Source organism: Larkinella knui (assembly GCF_003858645.1).
Taxonomy (GTDB): domain Bacteria; phylum Bacteroidota; class Bacteroidia; order Cytophagales; family Spirosomataceae; genus Larkinella; species Larkinella knui.
Map to the genome: position 1 here is coordinate 585,829 of NZ_RQJP01000001.1, position 21,156 is coordinate 606,984.

At 54.1% G+C, this 21,156-nt stretch carries 16 protein-coding genes; 8 read left to right on the plus strand and 8 right to left on the minus strand.

What is annotated here, in order from left to right:
* Positions 1 to 218: 218 nt before the first annotated feature.
* On the plus strand, positions 219 to 1,844 hold the full coding sequence (locus EHT87_RS02340) for a tannase/feruloyl esterase family alpha/beta hydrolase (protein ID WP_124903442.1): 1,626 nt from the start codon (positions 219 to 221) through the stop codon (positions 1,842 to 1,844).
* A gap of 138 nt (positions 1,845 to 1,982) precedes the next feature.
* On the opposite strand, the gene EHT87_RS02345 is transcribed toward EHT87_RS02340, so the two are convergent.
* From EHT87_RS02345 to EHT87_RS02360, 4 genes are all read right to left on the minus strand, one after another.
* Complete coding sequence (locus EHT87_RS02345; protein ID WP_124903444.1) at positions 1,983 to 3,449, minus strand: amidohydrolase; 1,467 nt, start codon at positions 3,447 to 3,449, stop codon at positions 1,983 to 1,985.
* A gap of 84 nt (positions 3,450 to 3,533) precedes the next feature.
* On the minus strand, positions 3,534 to 4,148 hold the full coding sequence (locus EHT87_RS02350) for a hypothetical protein (protein WP_124903446.1): 615 nt from the start codon (positions 4,146 to 4,148) through the stop codon (positions 3,534 to 3,536).
* Between the two features lie 145 nt (positions 4,149 to 4,293).
* Positions 4,294 to 5,880 (minus strand): SusD/RagB family nutrient-binding outer membrane lipoprotein, encoded by a 1,587-nt coding sequence (locus EHT87_RS02355; protein ID WP_124903448.1) that lies wholly within the window; start codon positions 5,878 to 5,880, stop codon positions 4,294 to 4,296.
* Positions 5,881 to 5,991: 111 nt separating this feature from the next.
* Positions 5,992 to 9,201, minus strand: a complete 3,210-nt coding sequence (locus EHT87_RS02360) for a SusC/RagA family TonB-linked outer membrane protein (protein ID WP_124903450.1) — start codon at positions 9,199 to 9,201, stop codon at positions 5,992 to 5,994.
* Positions 9,202 to 9,675: 474 nt separating this feature from the next.
* Between EHT87_RS02360 and EHT87_RS02365 the strand changes: the two genes are divergently transcribed.
* Positions 9,676 to 10,185 carry an MOSC domain-containing protein gene (locus EHT87_RS02365; protein ID WP_124903452.1) on the plus strand — a complete coding sequence of 170 codons (510 nt, stop codon included), beginning with the start codon at positions 9,676 to 9,678 and terminating at the stop codon, positions 10,183 to 10,185.
* On the opposite strand, the gene EHT87_RS02370 is transcribed toward EHT87_RS02365, so the two are convergent.
* Together EHT87_RS02370 and EHT87_RS02375 are read right to left on the minus strand one after the other, a co-directional pair.
* The gene (locus tag EHT87_RS02370; protein WP_124903454.1) at positions 10,152 to 10,826 is read right to left on the minus strand and encodes an HAD family hydrolase; all 675 of its coding nucleotides are present in this window, start codon (positions 10,824 to 10,826) and stop codon (positions 10,152 to 10,154) included. The genes EHT87_RS02365 and EHT87_RS02370 overlap by 34 nt on opposite strands.
* Positions 10,827 to 10,908: 82 nt before the next feature.
* Positions 10,909 to 12,102 (minus strand): MFS transporter, encoded by a 1,194-nt coding sequence (locus EHT87_RS02375; protein WP_124903456.1) that lies wholly within the window; start codon positions 12,100 to 12,102, stop codon positions 10,909 to 10,911.
* Between the two features lie 143 nt (positions 12,103 to 12,245).
* Here EHT87_RS02375 and EHT87_RS02380 point away from each other — a divergent pair, with 143 nt between their 5' ends.
* From EHT87_RS02380 to EHT87_RS02400, 5 genes are all read left to right on the plus strand, one after another.
* A complete protein-coding gene (locus EHT87_RS02380) occupies positions 12,246 to 13,094 on the plus strand; it encodes an AraC family transcriptional regulator (RefSeq protein WP_124903458.1) in 849 nt (282 codons plus the stop codon).
* Between the two features lie 12 nt (positions 13,095 to 13,106).
* Positions 13,107 to 13,787 (plus strand): NUDIX hydrolase, encoded by a 681-nt coding sequence (locus tag EHT87_RS02385; RefSeq protein ID WP_124903460.1) that lies wholly within the window; start codon positions 13,107 to 13,109, stop codon positions 13,785 to 13,787.
* A 102-nt stretch (positions 13,788 to 13,889) separates the two neighbouring features.
* On the plus strand, positions 13,890 to 14,735 hold the full coding sequence (prs, locus tag EHT87_RS02390) for a ribose-phosphate diphosphokinase (protein WP_124903462.1): 846 nt from the start codon (positions 13,890 to 13,892) through the stop codon (positions 14,733 to 14,735).
* Complete coding sequence (locus EHT87_RS02395; RefSeq protein ID WP_124903464.1) at positions 14,732 to 16,189, plus strand: nicotinate phosphoribosyltransferase; 1,458 nt, start codon at positions 14,732 to 14,734, stop codon at positions 16,187 to 16,189. The genes prs and EHT87_RS02395 overlap by 4 nt, the downstream gene beginning before the upstream one ends.
* 118 nt (positions 16,190 to 16,307) lie before the next feature.
* Positions 16,308 to 17,189, plus strand: a complete 882-nt coding sequence (locus tag EHT87_RS02400; protein WP_124903466.1) for an SDR family oxidoreductase — start codon at positions 16,308 to 16,310, stop codon at positions 17,187 to 17,189.
* 3 nt (positions 17,190 to 17,192) lie between these two features.
* Here the strand turns inward: EHT87_RS02400 and EHT87_RS02405 are convergent, their stop codons facing one another.
* Positions 17,193 to 19,307 (minus strand): outer membrane protein assembly factor BamB family protein, encoded by a 2,115-nt coding sequence (locus EHT87_RS02405; RefSeq protein WP_124903468.1) that lies wholly within the window; start codon positions 19,305 to 19,307, stop codon positions 17,193 to 17,195.
* 113 nt (positions 19,308 to 19,420) lie between these two features.
* On the opposite strand from EHT87_RS02405, the gene EHT87_RS02410 reads away from it, so the two are divergent.
* Positions 19,421 to 20,797: an L-serine ammonia-lyase gene (locus EHT87_RS02410; protein ID WP_124903470.1), complete on the plus strand. Its 1,377-nt coding sequence runs from the start codon at positions 19,421 to 19,423 to the stop codon at positions 20,795 to 20,797.
* 10 nt (positions 20,798 to 20,807) lie between these two features.
* Here the strand turns inward: EHT87_RS02410 and EHT87_RS02415 are convergent, their stop codons facing one another.
* Positions 20,808 to 21,146, minus strand: a complete 339-nt coding sequence (locus EHT87_RS02415; protein ID WP_124903472.1) for a hypothetical protein — start codon at positions 21,144 to 21,146, stop codon at positions 20,808 to 20,810.
* Between the last annotated feature and the right edge of the window lie 10 nt (positions 21,147 to 21,156).

Sequence of the window (21,156 nt, forward strand, 5' to 3'; positions counted from 1 at the left end):
ATAGACTGAATCCGGGACGGTAAACCGAGGTAGAATCCAGTCCGCAAAATACGATTTATTTTCTTAAAAGTTGTTCCGCGGAGTTGAGCGGAGTTGTTTAGAGTCAAACAGAGAAAAATAGAAGTAAAAAAACTCCGCTTAACTCCCTTTATCTCCGCTCAGCTTCGCGAAACAACCGTATCCTGTTTACCTTTGAAAACGACCTTGGCCCGATCATCATGACCTTTAAAATTACCGTATTCCTTTTGGCCCTCAGTGGTTACCTACCGCTAAACGCCCAAACCGACAGTGCTGCCTGTTCCTGCCAGCAACTTGCCAGACAGACCTTTCCCGGCGCAACCATCACAACCGCCGAATGTGTAACGGCCGGAACATTCACGCCACCGGGAAGCAGTCAGCCCATCACCGGACTACCCGCCTTTTGCCGGGTTGCCGCTACCCTAAAACCCACTCCTGAATCAACCATCCGAATTGAGGTCTGGCTGCCGCAAACCAACTGGAACGGGCGGTTTTTGGGAACCGGAACGGGTGGTGGTGCCGGAAGCATCAGTTATTCGGCTCTGGCCAATGGATTAAAACGCGGATTTGCTACGACCAATACCGACATGGGAACCTCGCCGGGGGCCAATGAAGCCGTGGGACACCCCGAACGGTGGGTGGATTTTGGTCACCGGGCAACGCACGAGATGACCAGAACCGCCAAAGCCATCACGCAGGCGTACTACCAGAAACCGTTTCAAAAAGCGTATTTCGCGGGTTGCTCGACGGGTGGCCAGCAGGCGCTGATGGAAGCACAACGGTATCCGGACGATTATGACGGTATTCTGGCCGGAGCGCCCGCCAACAACCGGACGCATCTGCACACCGGTTTTGTCTGGATTTATAAAGTGACCAACCAGATCCCCGGCAGCGCCTTTCTGCCGAAAGAAAAAATTGCCCTCATCACCAGCGCGGTGGTCAAGGCTTGTGGTGGGAAAGACGGCGGAGCCCCCGGCGATGATTTCCTGACCGACCCCCGCGCCTGTTCGTTCGATCCCGAAACCTTGCCCAAATGCCCGGACGGTACCGACGACGGGACCTGCCTGACCCGTGCCCAGCTCACGGCCCTGAAAAAGATTTATGCCGGGCCGATCAATCCCCGAACGGGCGAACGAATCTATACGCCCATACCGCTCGGGAGTGAAAATTCGTCGGCGGGTCTCGACTACCAGCAGAACCCCAAGCAGGGGCCGCCCTCGCTTTTTTATCAATATAAATGGGTGTTCGGAGCAAACTTCGATTACACAGCTTTTGACTTTGACCGCGATCAGGACCGGATGGATTCAGTGCTGGCTCCGATTTTAAACGCGAACAACCCGGATTTATCGGCGCTGAAAAAACGGGGAGGGAAAATTCTAATGTATGCCGGAACGGCTGATCCGCTCGTGCCGTATCAGGATGCCGTCAGCTACTACGAGCGCGTAGTGGAAGCCCAGGGCAGCACCAAGCGGACGGCGGATTTTTTTCGGTTCTTTCTGATTCCCGGTATGGCGCATTGTGGGGGCGGACCGGGTCTGAACGACTGCGGCCAGAACCTGGCGCTCACGGTTCCGCAGGACAGCGAACATGATGTGATGACGGCTCTGATGAAGTGGGTGGAGGAAGGCAAAGCGCCGGATCAATTCATTGCCACAGCGTATACGGGCGGTTTGGCCAGCAATGGCGTCCGGTTTCAGCGCCCGATCTATCCATATCCCAAACTGCCAGCCTACAAGCGTGGTGACCCGAATTTGCCGGGTAGCTTTCGGGGCGTCGCCTATCCAAAACGGGCGGTTTTGCGCCCGGCCAGGCGGTATTTGAAGTAAACTTTGGTTGTTTCGAGGGTTGTTTCGCGGAGGTAAGCGAAGTTAAAAGAGTTAAGCGGAGAATTATTTAAAAGACCTCTGTTTAACTCCCTTTTTCTCCGCTCAACTCCGCGAAACAACCCTCGAAACAACTAAATCTCATTTTCGGTAATCCAGCGCCGGTTTGCGGTTTCCCAGCAACGCTTCGTAGTTGAAGTCGGCACCGCGGGCCTGCTGCCAGTCGGCCCTCGCTTTCTGAATCAGGGCCGGATCTTTGAATAAGTCGATGGCGGTCAGCGACAAGGATTTAGCCGCCACCATCATGCCTTTGACGCCGATGCTTGTACCGCTCGACGCGACGGCCTGCCAGCTATGGGCCGCCGTTCCCGGAACCCAGGTGGCGGCCGACAAACCGACGGTCGGAACCACCCAGCTCACATCGCCCACGTCCGTTGATGCACTGCTCAGCAGGTCGTTTTTGTTGGCAAACGGCGAAACCGTTGCGGCTTCACCCGGTTTTCGGATCGCGCCGAAATTGGTACCAAACGATTCGCCCAGTTTCTCGGCAAACCTGGTTTCCTCCGCTGTATAGGACACGCCACCCACCAGACTGAGGTTTTTGTGCATGAGCTGGGACAACGATTCCACCGGCAACAGGTTGTAAACGCCACCGATGATTTCGTATTCCATTTTTGTTTCCGTTCCCAGCCCGGCCCCTTCGGCGGCTTTCACCATCCGCTTCCAGATGTCCACTAATATCTGGCGGTTTTTGTGCCGAACGTAATAATAGACTTCCGCAAAATCCGGGACGACGTTCGGAGCTTCACCGCCTTTGGTGATCACGTAATGAATCCGCGTATCCGACGGTATATGCTCGCGCATCATGTTGATCATATAGTTCATCGACTCCACGCCATCCAGAGCAGACCGTCCGCGCTCGGGCGATGCGGCTGCGTGGGCCGCGATGCCCCGAAAGCGAAATTTGGCGGTGATGTTGGCCAGGGAAGTGGAGGGATCGGCACCGTTGCGGTCGGCGGGATGCCAGTGCAAGACCACGTCGGTGTCGTTGAACAACCCTTCCCGAACCATGTATACTTTCCCCGAACCGCCTTCTTCCGCCGGTGTTCCGTAGAGCCGGATGGTGCCGCTTTTGCCGGATTTCTGCAACCAGTTTTTCACTGCAATTGCCGAGGCCACCGAACCGGGCCCGAATAAATTGTGTCCGCAGGCATGTCCGGCTTTTTTCGTGTCAATCGGTTTCCGTTCCGGCGTGGCATCCTGTGTGATTCCCGGCAGAGCGTCGTATTCCGCCAGAATGCCGATCACCGGTTTTCCGCTGCCGAACGTGGCCACGAAAGCCGTCGGAATGCCCGCAATCCCGACTTTCACCGAAAAACCTTCTTTGGTCAGTTCGTCCTGCAACAAGGCCGAGCTTTTCTGTTCCTGATACCCCACTTCGGCCCAGTCCCAGATTTGTCTGGAAAGCTCGCCGTAATGCGCCGATTTACTGTCCAGTCCTTTCAAAACGTCCTGTTGTTCTTTCGTCAATGTCGCCTGGGCGTGCAGAACCGTGGGGAACAAACCCAGTCCAAGCACAAGCAGTCGGGAAAGTGTTTTGTTTCGCATGATGAATGGGGTAAAATGCATGAGAAGACGCCGTGCCGGAATGAACCAGCACGGCGCTTCATTTTCGCTGATGAAGGTACTTGATTATTTCAAAGGTTGGTACAACGCTTTCTTATTGTCGACCCGAATCACCAGACGGCAATCGCCGACCTGCCCCCGTGTTTCATCGCAAATTCCGTCGTGGAAGGCATCGAAACGCCGACCGTCGTTGGTTTGTACGACAAATTTTAACTGAAAGGTATCGTTCAGGAGCAGGCTCGTTGGCAAAACGCCCACCGTCGTAGCCGCTTCGCTGGCTTTGATGGAAACGGTTGCTGGCAGGGTCGAGAAAGTCTTCCATAATTTATCGGTAGCGGCCAGACGACTGGGAAGCGGTCCCAGCGCACCGCTTGGATACAGACAGCCGACGCCGTTGCCACAGGAAGTCATCGAAGCGGCCAGTGCGATCTTAGGGCTGTTCAGTCCGATCCAGACTTCGATGGCTTTTACCCCGACACCCTGCCCGAAATCTTCACCACTCAACTGAAACTCAAAGTCGGTGGTGGCCAGATTCGTTACATCGAAATAGGCTTTAGCGGGATTGACCTTCGCCACGGCCACGGCTCCGGCGGGGGCCAGCGGAATGGGATCTTTGGTTTGGCAAGCGTCCGAAATGACCAGAGCGGTCATAAACAAGGCTAAATAAGCGATTGATTTCATATGGTCAGGACGGTTTTGAAACCGTGTTTTTGTTCTTAAATAGTTTTATGGTTTACGGTATTCGGTTTATGGTTTACGGTGGCTGACGCATTCGTAGCAGCACGCGTCAGCCACCGTAAACCGAATACTGAATACCAAATACCGTCTATAAATCCCAGAAAACCGGGGTTACAAAATTGTTCTGAGCCGGAGCGGCCGTGTTGGTGTTCAATTCGCGTTGGGAATACGTAAACCGCAACGGAAACGGATTCAGGGGCGAAATCGGGGCCATCAGCGTCGGAATTCCCGTCCGGCGGTAGTCATTATACGACTCGATGCCATTGCCGTAGAGCGAAATGTATTTCTCGGTCATCACCGCCGAAAGCTTTCCGGCGGCATTGGCGTCGTCATACTTCTTCAGCCGGTCGTTCACAAAATTGGTGATGGTTGTGGCCGATAGCTGCGTGCCCGAGTTGCCCGGAGCCTGTACAAAGCTGTTGATGCTGTTGAGATTCAGCGTGATGGCGTTCCTGAAATACTCTTTGGCGTCACCCGTCGTTCCGAGGGTCAGCGCGGCTTCGGCCAGAATAAACTGAACCATCGAAGCCGTAACGATCGGGAAAATACCGGCACCGGTACCGTCCGCCGTCGTAACCACCCGAAAATTGGCCGGGGTGTTGGTGCCGGTATTGGTCAGAAAGACGTTGGTAGCCGGTAAATTGCTGATGGGATTGTTGTCGTAGAGCCCCCCGTACGGATAAATGCCAAATGTCGCCCGCACGGCGTTGTCGGCCGGTGCTCCGGTCGGGTCACCGGTAAAACGGCCCCCGTACCCGTTGCTGGTTCGGGTAAAATTGACCCCGGCATTGCTGGTCTGGCGATACACGTAATACCGCAACCGTGGATCGTCGGCATTGTAGAGCCGTTCCATAAACCCCTGATCCATCCAGAAATCTTTCGTGGCGCGGTAGTCGCTGATGTGAATCGGATGGCGGTTTTGCGGGGTTTCGGTAGCCCCAAATTTGAAGGTAAAATCCTGGGCGTTGGTCAGAATCAACTGGCCGCCCGCAATCAGGGCGTTAATTTCCTGTTTCACCCGCGCCTGTTCGGCCGGAACCAGCCGAATCTGATTCAGGAGCTTCAGTTTCAGGCTGTTGGCCGCGCGAATCCAGCTCAGACGGTCGCCCTTGTAAAAGAGGTCCGCATTGCCCGGCGAGACATACGGCGTTTTGTTCAGATCGGCAACGGCTTCGTCGATCAGCGTGAAAACCGCCTTGTAGATATCCGCCCCTTTATCGAATTTCGGACTCAGGTTGCCGTCGCCTTTGGAGGCTTCCGAAAACGGGACATCGCCCCACAGATCGACCAGCACGCTATACGTGTACGCTTTTTCCAGTTTGGCAATTCCCACGTAGCTCCACTGGCTTTTGGCCGTTCCCTCCCGAATGATGATTTCCAGATCGTTGAGGGCTTCCGAATAAATACCGTTCCAGGGCGTCTGGAAGGTAGACCCCGTCAACTCGAAGCGGCTGGGGCCATTTTGCGTCGCGTGTTGCATGATCACTGTGGCAATCCGGTTGGTAGCGCCACCGCCGATGTGAACGCCGATGGAGACTTGCGTGGCCGGAAGCAGCAGATCCAGCACCGGCTGCGCCGGGGTGTTTGGATCGACGTTGATGTCCAGAAAATCGTTGCAACTGCTGAATGTGAGTGCGATAAAAGCTCCGAGGACCAGTTTAAGGCTATTTTTCATGAATAAGTTTCGGTAAATGGTAAATGATTTCGTAGGCAGGTTTGAGATTACAACGGGGTCGCCCGGCGATCCCGAACAGAACGACTGCCGATTTGCAAATCGGCACCAGCCTCAGAACGTAAAGCGCAGGTTGACGCCATACCGCTTCGTCGTAGGAATTGCGACGAGTTCGAAGCCCTGCGCATTGCCCGCCCCCAGCGAATTGACTTCCGGATCGAAGTTCATGTATTTGGGAAAGTTGGGCGCTTTGTACCACAGATTCCGGCCACTGAGCGAAATCGATGCCGATCCAAAAGGCGTTTTAGCCAGCCATACCGCCGGAATCTGGTAGGCGAGGGAGACTTCGCGCAGCCGGAAAACCGTGGCATCGAAAACCCGGAACTCGTCGGCGGTGCCCTGGCTACCGCTGAACGCTCCCGTTCCGAAGTAGTATTCGTTGACCGAAATCGGAATGTTGTTGGGTTGCTTTTTGCCGTCGGCGGTCAGAATGGGCAGTTTGGTATTGGGGTCGCCCAACACGCCGACCGGTACGAGCACCTTGTTGCGGTCTTCGTTATCGCGCGTGATCCCGCGGCTGAGCATCTCGGCTACCGAAACCGACAGCAGATCCCCGCCCTGTTTCCAGTCGAACAACGCGCCGAGGGTAATGCCTTTGTAGGTAAAAGTATTGGTGACGCCCATCGTGAATTTCGGGTTCGGATTGCCAACCGGTCCCTGGCGATCGGCCAGAATGGCTTTGCCGGTGGCCGGGTTGATCAGCAGATTTCCCTCCTCGTCGCGCAGGTAATAGCTGCCCCGAATCAAACCGTAGGGACGGCCAACGATGTGCATACTGCCGATGGTGTTGGTCGCATTGGCCTGACTATAAAACAGTTCGGTTGCTCCGCCCAGATCCAGAACCAGATTCCGGTTGCGGGTAAAAGCCGTGTAAATATTCCATTTGAAACCGTTGGCCAGTTTGATGGGTGTAATGTCCAGGCCCAGTTCGATTCCTTCGTTTTTTACTTTTCCCAGATTGACGACCCGCGTCAGGTACCCGGACGACGGGGCGACATCGACCGTAAAGATTTGCGATGTACTGATTTTGCGGTAATACGTCAGGTCGATTCCGATCCGGTCTTTCAGGAAACGCAGTTCCGTACCGGCTTCAAATTCGCGGATAAATTCCGGTTTCAAGGCGGCACTTCCCAAGCGGTTGCTGTACGTCATCAGGTTGATGCCGTTGAAAGGGGCCAGAATGTCGACCGGCCCCGGATGCGTAAAGGACGGGTTGATGTTGTACACCGTCTGGGTCTGGTAGGGGCTGGCTTCGTTTCCGACCACCGCGTAACCCAGCCGGATTTTTCCAAATGACAGAATGGCCGTATTCGTCTTGAAGAGTTCCGAAAAAACAAACGAGCCGTTGACGCCGGGATAGAAGTAGCTGCGGTTGCCTTTGGGAAGCGTGGAGGATATGTCGTTGCGGGCCACCACGTTCAGGAAGGCAAAGTTGCGGTATGACAACTGGAAGTCGCCGAAAAACGCCATAAACCGCTGTTTAATCAGGTTGCCACCGAAAGTTTGCTGAATCCGGGTGTTGTCCAGGTCGTTGATGCCCGGCACGATAATGCCGTCGCCAAACACCAGCTGCCGGTCTGTCAGCCGCTGATTGAGGTTATTGCCAATAATGGCCCGCAGGCTAAAATCGGGGCCAAAATCGCGCGTTGCCGTAATGAGCAGGTTACCGTCTAGTTCCTGGCGGTAGATGTTGTCGTCCGTAACGTTGCCGTTCGGGTATACTTCGCCGTTCTTCCCGTTCACGCTCCGGCGTCGGTCTGTATACGCATTGAAACCCGCCGTATACTGGATGTTGAGCCACGGAAAGGCGTCGAAACCGAGGGTGAATTTTCCGTAATACCGGTCTACTTTGCTCGTAACCGGGCTGTTTTTTACCGACCAGTACGGGTTGTCGATGCCCACGCGGTCGTATACACTGCCACCCGTCAGCGGATTTGTATTCGGATAATTGGTCAGATCGTAACTATTCGGGGTCCAGGGCAGGATTTCAATGGCCGAGGGTCCGTTTCCGATACTCGACGTGAGCTGGGGTGACGTCTGATCGAGGTTCACGTACGTCAGCGACCCGTTGAGGTAAAATCCGTTGTCGAGCTGGGCATTGCCCCCCACGTTGAAACTGGTCCGGTTGATCTTGTTAAACGGCACGATTCCTTTGTTGGCCGTTCTCGAAAAACCGGCGGTCAGGCTGGCTTTTTCGTTGCCGCCCGAAACACTCAGGGCATTTTCATACACGAAACCCGACTCGTAGAAATTCTCGTAATTCTGCTGGCCAAACGGCTCGTATTTTACCTTTTTGTTGGCCAGTTCCGGAAAAACCGTGGGCAACCGAACGCCAATCGGATGAAAAATGGAGTCGATTTGGGAATAGGGTGCGCCCCAGGTACCGAACACGCCGTAGCGCGTATCCCACTCGGTTCCCTGACCATAGGTCGTTTGATATTCAGGGGCTTTGGCGAGTTTTTCGTACGAATAAGAGGTGTTATACGCGATTTCCAGCCCCTTTTTTGACTTCTTCCGGTTGTTTTTGGTCGTCACGATGATTGCGCCATTGGCCGCCCGCGATCCGTAGAGAGCAGCCGCAGCGGCACCTTTCAGGACCGTCATCGATTCGATGTTGTTGGGATCGAGGTCGAAAGCCCGGTTGGTAAAACTGGCCCCGCCCTGCTGCCCGCCGTCGGTCAGGAAAGAGGAGTTGTCAAACGGAACACCATCGACGACAAACAAGGGCTGGTTGTTGTTGGAGAGCGAGGAGTTTCCGCGAATCGTGATGTTGGTGGATCCACCGGCCGCGCCACCTGAGCCCTGCACATTCACCCCCGCAACTTTCCCAGACAATGACCGCAGTGGATCCGGCTCCGAAATCTGGGCAATTTTGCTGCTGTTGATGGTGCTGACCGAGTAGCCCAACGCTTTCTTTTCCCGCGTAATTCCAACGGCCGTGACAACAACCTCCGTCAACTGCTTGGTGTCGGTAACGAGAGAAACATCGAGGGTGGTTTGGGAACCAAGGGTGACTTCCTGCGTCTGGAAGCCAATGGAAGAAAAAACGAGGGTTGTTGCACCGGCGGGGACGTTGATCTGATATTCTCCCTGGGCACCGGTCACGGTTCCGACTTGCTGGTTCCCTTTGACGGCCACCGTCACGCCCGGTAAAACCGTCCGTTCTTCGGCTGTAATCACCTTACCGCGAATTGCTTTCTGCTGAGCATGGCTCAGGAAGGAAAACAGGAGTAAGAGAAATGTGAGTTGTACACATTTAGTCATATAATTTAATAGAGAGGGTGAAAAATAGGTTAGGTAACAAATTCAACTGATTATTTCGAAATAAATAATTTTATGGCAATATTAAATTAAGATTAAAACTTAATTTTTAAGATTCTTTAATAGTTAGAAAATTATCAGTGAATATTTAAACTAGTTTTTTGGAAATAACGATATTAAGAAATTGTCTTTTGTTGATCGACTGTATACGAATTGTACAAATTAGCAAGCAGGGTGTTTTTTACAAGCTGGTTGAATTAACTAACAAGTCCTGGAAGGGCGGTCTGTTGATAGAAAAAAGCCCCTTAAACGCCGGGTAGCTCCTGGATGCCTTGGTATCTGGTAACAGCAAACTCCTTCGGGGTGAATTCAAACCTATTCTTAGTAAAATAGAAGTATTCGATGTCGGTCGTACCTATTTACCCGAAAAGTCGATACCTTCACTTCTGGCAAAAAGCAGGATCTGTGGAAAACCAAATGAAGATTTTACTGGAAACGTTTCCCCGAGCTGGTCGGGTGGAATGGGTAGGCATCCGGCCGGTGAAGCACGGGGCGGTTGCGGTTGTCGAAAGCGTAGCGGTTTCGGAGCAACAGGGATTGGTGGGCGATCACTACAGCGGGCGGAACGGCAACCGGCACGTAACGCTGATTCAGGCCGAACACCTGCCGGTGGTAGCGGCTTTGACCGGGCACGAGTCTGTCGACCCGGCTTTGCTCCGCCGAAATATTGTCGTATCCGGCCTGAATCTACTGGCGCTGAAAGACCACCGGATTCAGCTGGGCGACGGGGTGATTCTGGAAATTACCGGCTACTGTCATCCGTGTTCGCGCATGGAAACCAACCTGGGACCGGGTGGTTATAACGCCATGCGCGGCCACGGCGGACTCACCGCGCGGGTGGTGAGGGGTGGAACGATTCAACAGGGTGATGCGGTAATGGTTTTGCCAGCCGGTCAGACCGATACCGAGCGGCTTCGCAGTTCCTGAAACCGCTCGGGCGTCAGTTCCGTAAAATCGCGGATTACTTCGTCGGCACCGATGCGGAGCAGTTCTTCCGCTGATTCGGTCGTTGCCAGTCCGATCACGTAAGCCCCGGCTGCTTTGGCTGCCCGAATACCCGTCGTAGAATCTTCAAAAATGATGCTTTCGTGGGGTTCGACGCCGAGCATTTTCATGGCTTTCTGATAAATAGCCGGGTCGGGCTTGGGCCGCGTTACCTTACTTTCGTCGAGCAGGACGTCAAAGTAGGAGCGCAGATTCAGGGCATCGATGATAAAATCGAGGTTTTCTACCGGTGCTGATGTTCCAACGGCGGTCAGCATACCGGCATTTCGCAGCAACTGAAGAAACGCGGGCAAACCCGGAACGGGCGTGATGTCCGGAAGGTATAATTCCCGAAACAAGGCCTCCTTTTCGGCGGCCAGTTGCCGGGATTCCGCCCCCGAAAGGGGCCGGTCGGGAAACAGATGCGTCAGGATGTCGGTGTTGTGTTTGCCCGAAACATAGCGGACAAAATCATCATCCGTCAGCGGTTTTCCGTACCGTTCGAAATACTTACGCCAGGCCGTGCGGTGGTGGGGATTGGTATCGACGATTACGCCGTCCATGTCAAAAATAGCAGCTTTCATGAAAAGATATTGAGTGAATGAGTGAAGTAGCGATTGGGTGAAATCAGCGTATCGCGCCGATGGTTTTGGATTGAGTGCGCCATTAGATGTTGACTTTTCGGGATATGTAGGCAGAAAGCAGCAGCACGACCACCACAAGACCCAACCCGTAGGCCAGTCCGTAGGCTTCGGCCACAAAACCGATGACGGGCGGTCCTGCCAGAAAACCGACAAAACTGAAGGTGGCAAAAGTCGCCAGACCGGTGGCTGCCGGAATGCCCGGAACGCGCATCGATGCCGCGTAAAGGATGGGTGCAATCAACGAACATCCCGCACCCAGCAGCGCAAACCCCGCTAAGGCCACCAGCGGAACCGGAACCGCAATGGCCAGCAACAGCCCCATCGCAGCCACCAGACTCCCTGCGCTCAGAATGCGTTTGGCTCCGAACCGCGGAATAATGGCATCGCCCATAAACCGGCCGAGCGTCATGGCCAGCGAGAAACAGCCGAAGCCTAACGCGGCAATCTGGCCGGATGCCCCCGTTGCTTCATGGAGATACACGGCACTCCAGTCGAGGGCGGCCCCTTCGCCCATGGCAACGGCCAGGCCAATGAAAATCATCAGCAACAGCAGCAGATTCGGTTTCACAAAAGCCGCCGAGGATTCCGTCGGCGGCTGCGCCGGTATGGTCGCCAGAATGGGACGCACGGCAAGCGTCAGCACCAGCAGTGCGAGGGTCACGGCGAACATGTGGATCGACGGCGAAACGTGAACTGCAATCAGAATGCCGGCCAGCAGCGAACCGATCATCCCCCCCAGGCTCCACATTCCGTGGCAGGAAGACATGATCAGAATGTTGTGTTCCCGTTCCACATCGGCTGCGCAGGTATTCATGGCCACATTCAGCAGGGCGGCACTCAGACCAACCAGAAACAAACCCATTGCCATAATGGCGACATTGGGTGCATTGATGGGCAATAAAGTGCTGAAACACAGGATTAACGCACTGATGAAGCAGGTACGGGCCGCACCCAATCGGGCAATGATCCATCCGGACAGGGGGTTCATGATCAGCAAGCCCAGCGGCATGGCAAAAAGCACCATGCCCAAACCGGCGTCGGTCAAATGCAGCTTGTTTTTGACGTAGGGAATATGAGCCACCCAGCCACCCAGGGAAAGGCTTTCGGTGGAGAAAACGAGTCCGACGGCCCGCGCCTGCGGATTCGTAAAGAACGTTTTCAGACTTCGGAGAAGGGAGGGTGTGGCCGATGGCTTTTGGTCAACTGTGATGTCCATTGGATTTTAGATCAATCTGATGCAAAAGTAAGGCAGTTTGTTGGGTAAATGTTTGGTTCAATTATCTAATTTTGATGCTCTATTGATTTTGTGTTAAGCTATTGTAGTAAATTAATGTTAATTAGGCATCTATACAGGGAGGAATGAAGCCGCAATTTGAAAAAATAGAACCGGGATTTGGCAGTTCATTCCGGCTGATTCACCATACCGAACCGGATAGCTGCTGGGTTTACTGGCATTATCACCCCGAATACGAGATTGTCTACATTCCGCGCGGGAACGGAAAGCGGCACATTGGTCACCATGTATCCACCTATTCGGACGGTGAACTGGTATTTTTGGGCCCCAACCTGCCGCACCTGAATTTCGGGCATGGCGTGGTGGGCGATTTTGAGGAGATCGTGGTTCAGCTGCGCGAGGATTTTCTGGGGAAAGACTTCCTGCAACGACCGGAAATGGAGGCCATTCGGCGGTTATTCGACCGGGCGCACCAGGGCATGTCCTTCAATGGCGAAACCAAGCGGCAGGTGGGGCGGCAGGTGGCCGCGCTGGTGACTCTGCCGCCGTTTGAACGCCTGCTGGCGCTGCTGAACATCTTTCAGCAACTGGCGGTTTCGTCCGACTACGAGATTCTGAACGCCGAAAGTATTAGTCTGGATCTGAATGGCCGGGAGCAGGAGCGGATCAACCGAATTTACGGCTTTGTTGAAACGAACTATGCACAACCAGTTGATATTCAGCAGGTAGCCTCGTTGGCGAGCATGACTGTTCCGGCCTTTTGCCGGTATTTTAAAAAAATGACGCAGATGACGTTTACCGATTTCGTCAACGAATTCCGGATTGCGCAGGCCCGGAAACTGTTGACCGGCGACCGAAGCATCGGCGATGTCTGTTACGAAAGCGGTTTTAACAACCTCTCGCATTTCAACAAGGTTTTCAAACAGCGAACGGGGCAAACGCCGGGGATGTACCGGCGGGCACTGGCGGTTTAACTTGAATACGCTATGACGATTTCCCAAACCATAAAAGTAGCCGTCGATGCCGTTGTTTTCGGGTATCGAAACCAGGCGTTACACCTTCTGTTGATCCAGCGGAAACTACAACCCTATGAGGGCGGCTGGGCATTGCCGGGCGGTTTTGTGTTGGACAACGAAAGTCTGGAAGCGGCCGTTCAGCGCGAATTGCGTGAAGAAACCAACGTGACGATCAACTACCTGGAGCAGCTCTATACCTTCGGCGCACCCGAGCGTGATCCGCGTTTTCGGGCCATCGCCGTCGCGTATTATGCGCTGGTCAAACCGGATGCTTTTGAGATTGCCGCTTCCACCGATGCCGACGATGTGCGCTGGTTCGATATCAACGCCCTGCCGGAACTGGCGTTCGATCATGCCGAAATCATCCGGCACGCCCTCCGGCGTCTTCGGAATAAACTGACGTATGAGCCGGTTGGATTCGGTTTACTCAGTGAAAAATTCCTGTTCTCTGACTTCGAAAAGCTCTACTCAACCCTACTGAATAAGCCCATCGACCGGCGCAATTTCCGGAAAAAAGTGATGAGTTTCGGAATCCTGACTGAACTCGACGAAAAGCGTTCGGATGGAAAAGGCCGTCCGGCTAATTTATTTCAATTTAATGAGGATCAGTATTTTAAGATGAAAAATCAGGGCTTTTACTTCGAGCTTTGAGCAACACTCTTTTACCGTTCACACAATTGTTGGCAAATAAAAGGGACTGAAATTTGGTTGAGAAGTCGTTTGTGTATTTAATTTGCGTAAAAAATACGCAAAATGATTTATCTCCATCTTTCTCCCGGTTTCGAACCTTACGGCCCATCGGTTCCGTTTCAGGCGTTCGTTTTCAATGGGGGAGAACCACACCTCAAATTGAGCGGGCCATTGCCCGAAACCGATGTTCTGATAACCAGCCGCCTGAACAGTTTTCAGGATGTTGGCCTGCTGCTGGTGGCAACTGACGCCCTGCGCCGGGCCGGAGCTGAACGCATCAGCCTCTTTGTTCCTTATTTTCCCGGAGCCCGCCAGGATCGGGTGATGATTCCGGGTGAACCACTGACGGTGAAAGTTTACGCCGAGTTGCTCAACGCGCAACACTACCACCAGATCACCATTTTTGATCCGCATTCGGACGTAACGCCCGCTTTATTAAACAAGGTGCAGGTCGTTGATAATCACCAGTTTGTTGCGCAGTGCCTGGCCCAGATCGGCGATTGTAAACTGATTGCGCCGGACGGGGGAGCCTTGAAAAAAATCTATCAATTGTCCGAAGTCTTGGGCGGTATCGACGTGGTCGAGTGCCGCAAACGGCGCGACGTAAAAACCGGTGCGCTATCGGGCTTTCTCGTGTCGGGGCCGGATTTACAAGGGGCAACCTGCGTCATTGTAGACGATATCTGCGATGGTGGAGCAACCTTTGTTGGCCTGGCCGAAGAACTGAAGCAACACGGTGCCGGTGACTTGTACCTGGTTGTCAGCCACGGGATTTTCAGCCGCGGCATCGAACCCCTGGCGGTTCCGTTCAAACGGGTTTTTACCACCGATTCCATTCGTGCGATCACGCATCCCAACCTCACGCAACTCTCTTTTTCTCTCTTTTTACCCCACCTCATAAACGCATGACCACCCTCAATCTTTCCGACGGTTACAAAGTAGATCACCGTCGTCAATACCCCACCGGAACGGAACTCGTCTATTCAAACTGGACACCCCGCAAAAGCCGCCTGGAGCAGGTGGATCGGGTGGTTTTCTTTGGCTTACAGTACTTTATCAAAAAGTATTTGATCGAAGATTACAACCAGAACTTCTTCGGTCGCCCGAAAGAAACCGTCGTGGCCGAGTACAAACGCCGGATTGAAAGCTACCTCGGACCCGGTGCCATCACCTACGATCACATCGAAACGTTACATGATCTGGGGTATTTGCCGCTCGAAATCAAAGCCGTACCGGAAGGAACACGGGTGCCAATGCGGATGCCGATGTTCACGTTTAAAAATACCCGGCCGGAAGAATTCTGGCTAACCAACTTTCTGGAAACCATCCTGTCCTGCATTTTGTGGCTGCCCTGTACGAGCGCCACCACGGCTTTTGAATACCGGAAAATATTGGACGAGTTTGCCGAAAAAACCGGTGGTGATCCGGCGTTTGTACCCTGGCAGGGCCACGATTTCAGTTTCCGGGGCATGGGCGGTCTGGAAGCCGCTCTGTTGAGTGGAGCCGCTCATTTACTGAGCTTTACGGGTACCGACACCATTCCCGCGTTTGATTTTCTGGAACAGTATTACGGCGCCAATTCCGATACCGAACTGATCGGCGGAAGCGTGCCGGCGACGGAACATTCCGTGATGTGTATGGGCATGCAGGACGGCGAAATTGAAACCTTCCGGCGGCTGATTCAGGATGTGTATCCGAAGGGCGTCGTCAGTATTGTGTCGGATACCTGGGATTTCTGGCAGGTCATTACCGGGTATTTGCCCGAACTAAAACCGCTCATTCTGGCGCGTGAGGGCAAAGTCGTGATCCGGCCCGACAGTGGTGATCCGATCAAAATCATCTGCGGAGATCCGGATGCGCCCGAAGGATCGCCCGCATTTAAAGGTGCCATTGAATGTCTGTGGGAGATTTTTGGTGGCACTAGAACCGCCAAAGGGTTCAACGTGCTGGATTCGCACATTGGATTGATTTACGGCGACAGCATCAACCTCGACCGCTGCAAGGCCATTTGTGAAGGGTTGCATCGGAAAGGATTTGCCTCGACCAACGTCGTGCTGGGCATTGGAAGTTACACCTATCAATACGTCACCCGCGACACCTTCGGCTTTGCCGTCAAAGCTACGTATGGCGAAGTAAACGGCGAGGGCCGCGCGATTTTCAAAGATCCCAAAACCGATGACGGAACGAAAAAAAGCGCGAAAGGACTCATCCGGCTGGTAAACGACAAAACGGGGGCGATCTGCATGGAAGATCAGGTGAGCTGGGAACAGGAAGGGACGGGTTTGCTGGAAACGGTTTTCAAAGACGGTTATTTGTTGAAAGAGCAGACTCTGGGTGAAATCCGGGCGCGGTTGGCAAAATAAAGCAAACCGCAGGCACGTACCCGATGGGCGGACTTTAGCAAAGGACCGCCCATTTCGTTTTCTTACAATTTCCGGTCAGTAAGCAGGGTGAACTTTGTCGTATCAAAAAAACACAACCATGACAAATTCAAAAACACCTTCGATTCTGATTACCGGAGCTACCGGCACCATCGGTTCTGAACTCGCTACGCAATTAGCGGCCCAGGGCGTTTCCTTCCGCGCCCTGGTTCGCTCGTTAGAAAACACCCAAACACTGGCGGCACTCGACGGTGCCGAACTCGTCGTGGGTGACTTGAGCGATGCCGACAGCCTACGGCGGGCGCTTGACGGTATTGACCGGGCTTTTCTGCTCACCAACTCGTCGGAACAGGCTGAAAATCTGCAGGCTACTTTTGTCGAAATGGCTCAGCGTGCGGGCGTAAAGCACCTTGTGAAACTTTCTCAGTTTGCCGCCGACCTCGATTCGCCCGTGCGGTTTCTGCGGTATCATGCCGCCGTCGAGCAAAAAATCCGGGAATCCGGTCTGGCCTATACCTTCCTGCGCCCGAATTTATTCATGCAGGGTTTGTTCGGTTTTCGCGATCCGATCGTGAAGCAGGGTAAATTCTTTGCCACGGCGGGTGACGCTAAAATTAGCCTGGTGGACAGTCGGGACATTGCCGCCGTAGCCGCCGAAGCCTTGACCGCCCCCGGTCATGAAGGCAAGAATTATGATCTGACGGGTCCTGAAGCAATCACCCATCAGCAGATGGCGGCTTATCTTTCCGAAGGGCTCGGCAAACCGGTTTTCTACATTAACGTATCGGATGCCGACCTGCGGCAGGCGTTGCGCTCGGTCGGCTTTCCCGAATGGCAGGCCGACGGATTGATCGAAGACTACGCCCATTATGCGCGCGGTGAAGCTTCGGCGGTTTCTTCCGCCATTCAGGATGTAACCGGAAAAACGCCCCGCGATTTCAGGAATTTTGTCCGGGATTATGCGGCCGTTTTTTCTGAATGAACCTCATGGCAGCGCAAACGCGACGTAACTGTCGCCTTTTTTAGTCCCCAGCTTGGTGCCCCCGCAGGCGATGACGATGTATTGTTTGCCGTTGACTTCGTACGTACTGGGCGTGGCGTATCCGGCAGCCGGCAGTTCGGTTTGCCACAATACCGCACCGGTTTTCTTATCGATCACCCGGAACATACCGTCTTTGCTGGCGGCAATAAAGAGCAAACCGCTGGCCGTGACGACCGGGCCACCGTAGCTTTCGGCCCCGGTTGGCGGAATGCCTTTGGCGGTCAGTTCTTTCAGTTCGCCGAACGGTTTTTGCCAGAGGTGTTCGCCGGTGTTGAGGTCGATGGCGGTTAGCGTTCCCCAGGGCGGGCGAATGCCGGGGTAGCCTTTGCTGTCGAGGAATTTGGTATACCCATTGAATTTATAGGGAACATACGGTTCTTTTTTGCCGGGTTTCGCCGAGGTCGCTTCCACTTTTTCATCACCGAACAGAAACGATACCAACGCCTGTTTCTCGGTTTCGGAAAACCGGGTGAAACCGGGCATCATGCCTTTGCCCGTGGTGATGAGTTTATGGACAAACTCACGCTCCCGGCGTTGGCCAATGTTGACCAGCGACGGATAGCCACTGGTCGGGTTGCCTTTGCGATCCGGCCGGTGGCAAACCGCGCAGTTGAGCGTATACAGCCGTTCGCCGGGACTCAGGTGGGCCAGCTCCTCGTCTTTCGGCGTGTCGCGCAGACTCAGCACCCATGCCATTTCATTGGCATTTACGTACATAATGCCGTCGGGATCAACGGCCGCACCGCCCCATTCGGCCCCACCGTCCAGTCCCGGATACACGAGCGTTGGCGTTTTTCCGAGGGGTTGATAGGGGCCGACTTTGGAACGCCGGAAGGTGGCCAGCAACGAATCCCGGTTTTCGGCCAGCGGACTCAGGTCGGCTTCGGTGATGGTTTGCCGGGCAAATGGCGCGGGCCGGGTCGGAACGGGCTGCGTTGGCCAGGTGGGTTCGTCGGGCAAGGATGATTTTGGATATGGCGTTTCGCGAATCGGGAACAGCGGTTTTCCGGTAACCCGGTCAAAGACAAATACATGGCCGGTTTTGGTCACCTGCGCCACCGCATCGACGAGCTTTCCGTGGCTCCGAACGGTGATTAAATTCGGCGGAGCGGGCAGGTCACGATCCCAGATGTCGTGGTGGACAAACTGGTAATGCCAGATCCGTTTGCCGGTTTTGGCATCCAGCGCGAGGAGGCAATTGGCGAACAGGTTCTGCCCTTTGCGGTTTCCGCCGTAGAAGTCGAAAGCCGCCGACCCGGTCGGCACGTAGACGATGCCGCGCTGGCGGTCGATCGACATCCCCGACCAGTTGTTGGCTCCGCCGACGTTGGTGTTTTTATAGGTTTCCTTCGGCCAGGTTTCGTAGCCGAATTCGCCGGGGTTGGGAATCGTTCGGAAAACCCAGGCAATTTTTCCCGTCCGAACATTGAACGCCTGAACATACCCCAGGGCCGCATCCGAACCCTCGGAAAGTCGCAGTGGCATGATGATCAGGTCGCCAAAAATAGTACCGGGCGTATTCGAAATCACAAATTTGTCGACGGCTGTCGGTCCCAATCCGGCTTTCAGACTTGCTTTTCCGTTGGTGCCGAAGCCGGGAATCAAAACGCCGGTTCGGGCATCGACGGCGCAGAGGGAGGAGCCGGATGCAAAAAGAATGCGTTTGTCGTCGTTGTCACGCCAGTAGGTGACGCCCCGGGTGGTGTTGACTCCGCCCCGGCTGGCTTCGGAATACCGCCATTTTTCCTGTCCTGTGGCCGCATCCAGCGCAAAAACCTGACAGGAAGCCGTAATGCCGTACAACGTTCCGTCTACAATAATGGCGTTGCACTGCACCTGACCGGAATCCCGGGAATGATATTCCCACGCAATTTGTAACTTACTAACGTTAGATGCGTTAATCTGATCGAGTGGGGAGTAGTGGTTCCGGTCGGGGCCACCGAGGTATTCGGTCCATTCGCGGTCGGCACGGGTTTGTTGGGGGGTATCGGAGGTTAATCGGGCCGCAGATAGCAAAGCCGCCAGCCCGAAAGCCGCAAGAAATAGAAAACGTTTCATTCGATTTAGGAAAGTACTTGCCTTTTTTGAATTTCGTGACCTGACAAAAGCCGGGAGTTACCGGGTAACGGCTCAGAAATATACAACTTGATCAACACTCATGACTAGTTTTCATGAATAATTCACCCATTAGTACCTCGATTTTTGATTTGTTCAAGGTCGGGCCCGGCCCGTCAAGTTCGCACACAATTGGCCCGATGAAGGCGGCTTTTGACTTTCTGGAGCGGTTGAAGAAACGGCCCGAAGCCACCCTGCAAACTGCCGATTCCGTTCATATTCAGTTATACGGTTCGTTGAGTGCAACCGGCAAAGGTCACGGTACCGACCGCGCCATTGTGGCCGGGTTGCTGGGCTGGCAACCCGAATCGACCGACCCGACGGCTTTGCTGGCGTTACTGAAAGAGCCGGCGAAAACCTATCCGGTGCAGATTGGAAACCGGACGATTCCTCTGGGAGTGGAGCACATTCATTTTGAGCGAAAAAAATACGAGTCGCCTTACGCAAATACCGTGGTTTTCAAGCTGGTTTCGGCCGGAGAGACGCTTTTCGAGCAGGAATATTATTCCATCGGCGGTGGATTTATTATCCGAAAAGGGGAGGAGGCTGCCGATCCGTCAGCGATTCAGTTGCCGTATCCGTACCAGACGATGAAGGAACTGAAGACCCGGTTATACGACCATCAACTGACACTGGAACAATTGATGCTGGCGAATGAAACTGCCGTGACGGGGCGTTCGGCCAAAGAAATCGACCAGCGCATCGACCTGCTGCTGGATTTTATGCACAAAGCCGTCCGCCGTGGCCTGCGGCATACGGGCACCTTGCCGGGCTCGATCAAACTGCGTCGGAAAGCCCCGGTTTTGTTTCAGCAGGCGCGGGGACTGGCGCAGTCGTCGGATAGTTTTCTGATCTTCCTGAACGCCTATTGTCTGGCGGCATCGGAAGAAAACGCGGCTGGCGGTATTGTTGTTACGGCCCCGACTTCGGGTGCATCGGGCGTTATTCCGGGGCTGACGTATCTGGCCAAGCACCATTTTCATTACGACAAAACCACGTTGCGCGCCGGGATGTGGGCCGCTGCGGCTGTCGGTTTTCTGGTGAAACACAACGCCAGCATCTCCGGGGCCGAAATGGGTTGTATGGGAGAAATCGGCACGGCGTCGGCCATGGGCGCGGCTTTTTTAACGCAGTGCGCCGGGCATTCCATCGGGGCTGTCGAAGCTGCTGCCGAAATTGGCATCGAACACCACCTCGGCATGACCTGTGATCCCATTGGCGGATACGTCCAGATTCCGTGCATCGAGCGGAATGCGATGGGCGCCGTCAAAGCCTATAACGCCTTTCTGCTGGCCACCGCCGGAACGCCCGCCAACCAAAAAATCTCGCTGGATGCCGTCATCAAGGTCATGAAAGCCACCGGGCGCGACATGTCCACCAAATACAAGGAAACGTCCGAAGCCGGGCTGGCCCTGAGTGCTACGGAATGTTGACTAGGGCCTTTCAAGGAAATTTGTAGGCCCGCTGGCGACCGGCAGTAACCTGTAATGAAAATAGATTGGCGTTTATCACCATCACATAATTTCCCGGGTTAAGATTATCGATGGTCACCGTATTCGAATTAGCGGTTGTAAACGTTCCGGTCCGGAGCGGTGGCGTATTCTTGTAACCGGTTTCGCTGTAGAGCTCATAATAAATACTCGTTGCCGGTTGGAAAGGGTAAGCTAATGTTACCTGAAGGCTTCCTGTTGCTTTGACCTCATCTTTCTTGCAAGCTCCCAAACTCATGATCAGAAAGAAAAGAAGCAGACCTCTTTTTTTCTTAAGCCAGAATTGTTTCATGTGATCGATG

Excerpts from the sequence above, each read along its gene's own strand:
- EHT87_RS02405 (WP_124903468.1), bottom strand. The coding sequence starts at position 19,307 with ATGAAACGTTTTCTATTTCTTGCGGCTTTCGGGCTGGCGGCTTTGCTA.
- prs (WP_124903462.1), top strand. The coding sequence starts at position 13,890 with ATGATTTATCTCCATCTTTCTCCCGGTTTCGAACCTTACGGCCCATCG.
- EHT87_RS02385 (WP_124903460.1), top strand. The coding sequence starts at position 13,107 with ATGACGATTTCCCAAACCATAAAAGTAGCCGTCGATGCCGTTGTTTTC.
- EHT87_RS02345 (WP_124903444.1), bottom strand. The coding sequence starts at position 3,449 with ATGCGAAACAAAACACTTTCCCGACTGCTTGTGCTTGGACTGGGTTTG.
- EHT87_RS02410 (WP_124903470.1), top strand. The coding sequence starts at position 19,421 with ATGAATAATTCACCCATTAGTACCTCGATTTTTGATTTGTTCAAGGTC.
- EHT87_RS02400 (WP_124903466.1), top strand. The coding sequence starts at position 16,308 with ATGACAAATTCAAAAACACCTTCGATTCTGATTACCGGAGCTACCGGC.
- EHT87_RS02365 (WP_124903452.1), top strand. The coding sequence starts at position 9,676 with ATGAAGATTTTACTGGAAACGTTTCCCCGAGCTGGTCGGGTGGAATGG.
- EHT87_RS02380 (WP_124903458.1), top strand. The coding sequence starts at position 12,246 with ATGAAGCCGCAATTTGAAAAAATAGAACCGGGATTTGGCAGTTCATTC.
- EHT87_RS02370 (WP_124903454.1), bottom strand. The coding sequence starts at position 10,826 with ATGAAAGCTGCTATTTTTGACATGGACGGCGTAATCGTCGATACCAAT.
- EHT87_RS02340 (WP_124903442.1), top strand. The coding sequence starts at position 219 with ATGACCTTTAAAATTACCGTATTCCTTTTGGCCCTCAGTGGTTACCTA.
- EHT87_RS02355 (WP_124903448.1), bottom strand. The coding sequence starts at position 5,880 with ATGAAAAATAGCCTTAAACTGGTCCTCGGAGCTTTTATCGCACTCACA.
- EHT87_RS02360 (WP_124903450.1), bottom strand. The coding sequence starts at position 9,201 with ATGACTAAATGTGTACAACTCACATTTCTCTTACTCCTGTTTTCCTTC.
- EHT87_RS02375 (WP_124903456.1), bottom strand. The coding sequence starts at position 12,102 with ATGGACATCACAGTTGACCAAAAGCCATCGGCCACACCCTCCCTTCTC.
- EHT87_RS02395 (WP_124903464.1), top strand. The coding sequence starts at position 14,732 with ATGACCACCCTCAATCTTTCCGACGGTTACAAAGTAGATCACCGTCGT.
- EHT87_RS02415 (WP_124903472.1), bottom strand. The coding sequence starts at position 21,146 with ATGAAACAATTCTGGCTTAAGAAAAAAAGAGGTCTGCTTCTTTTCTTT.
- EHT87_RS02350 (WP_124903446.1), bottom strand. The coding sequence starts at position 4,148 with ATGAAATCAATCGCTTATTTAGCCTTGTTTATGACCGCTCTGGTCATT.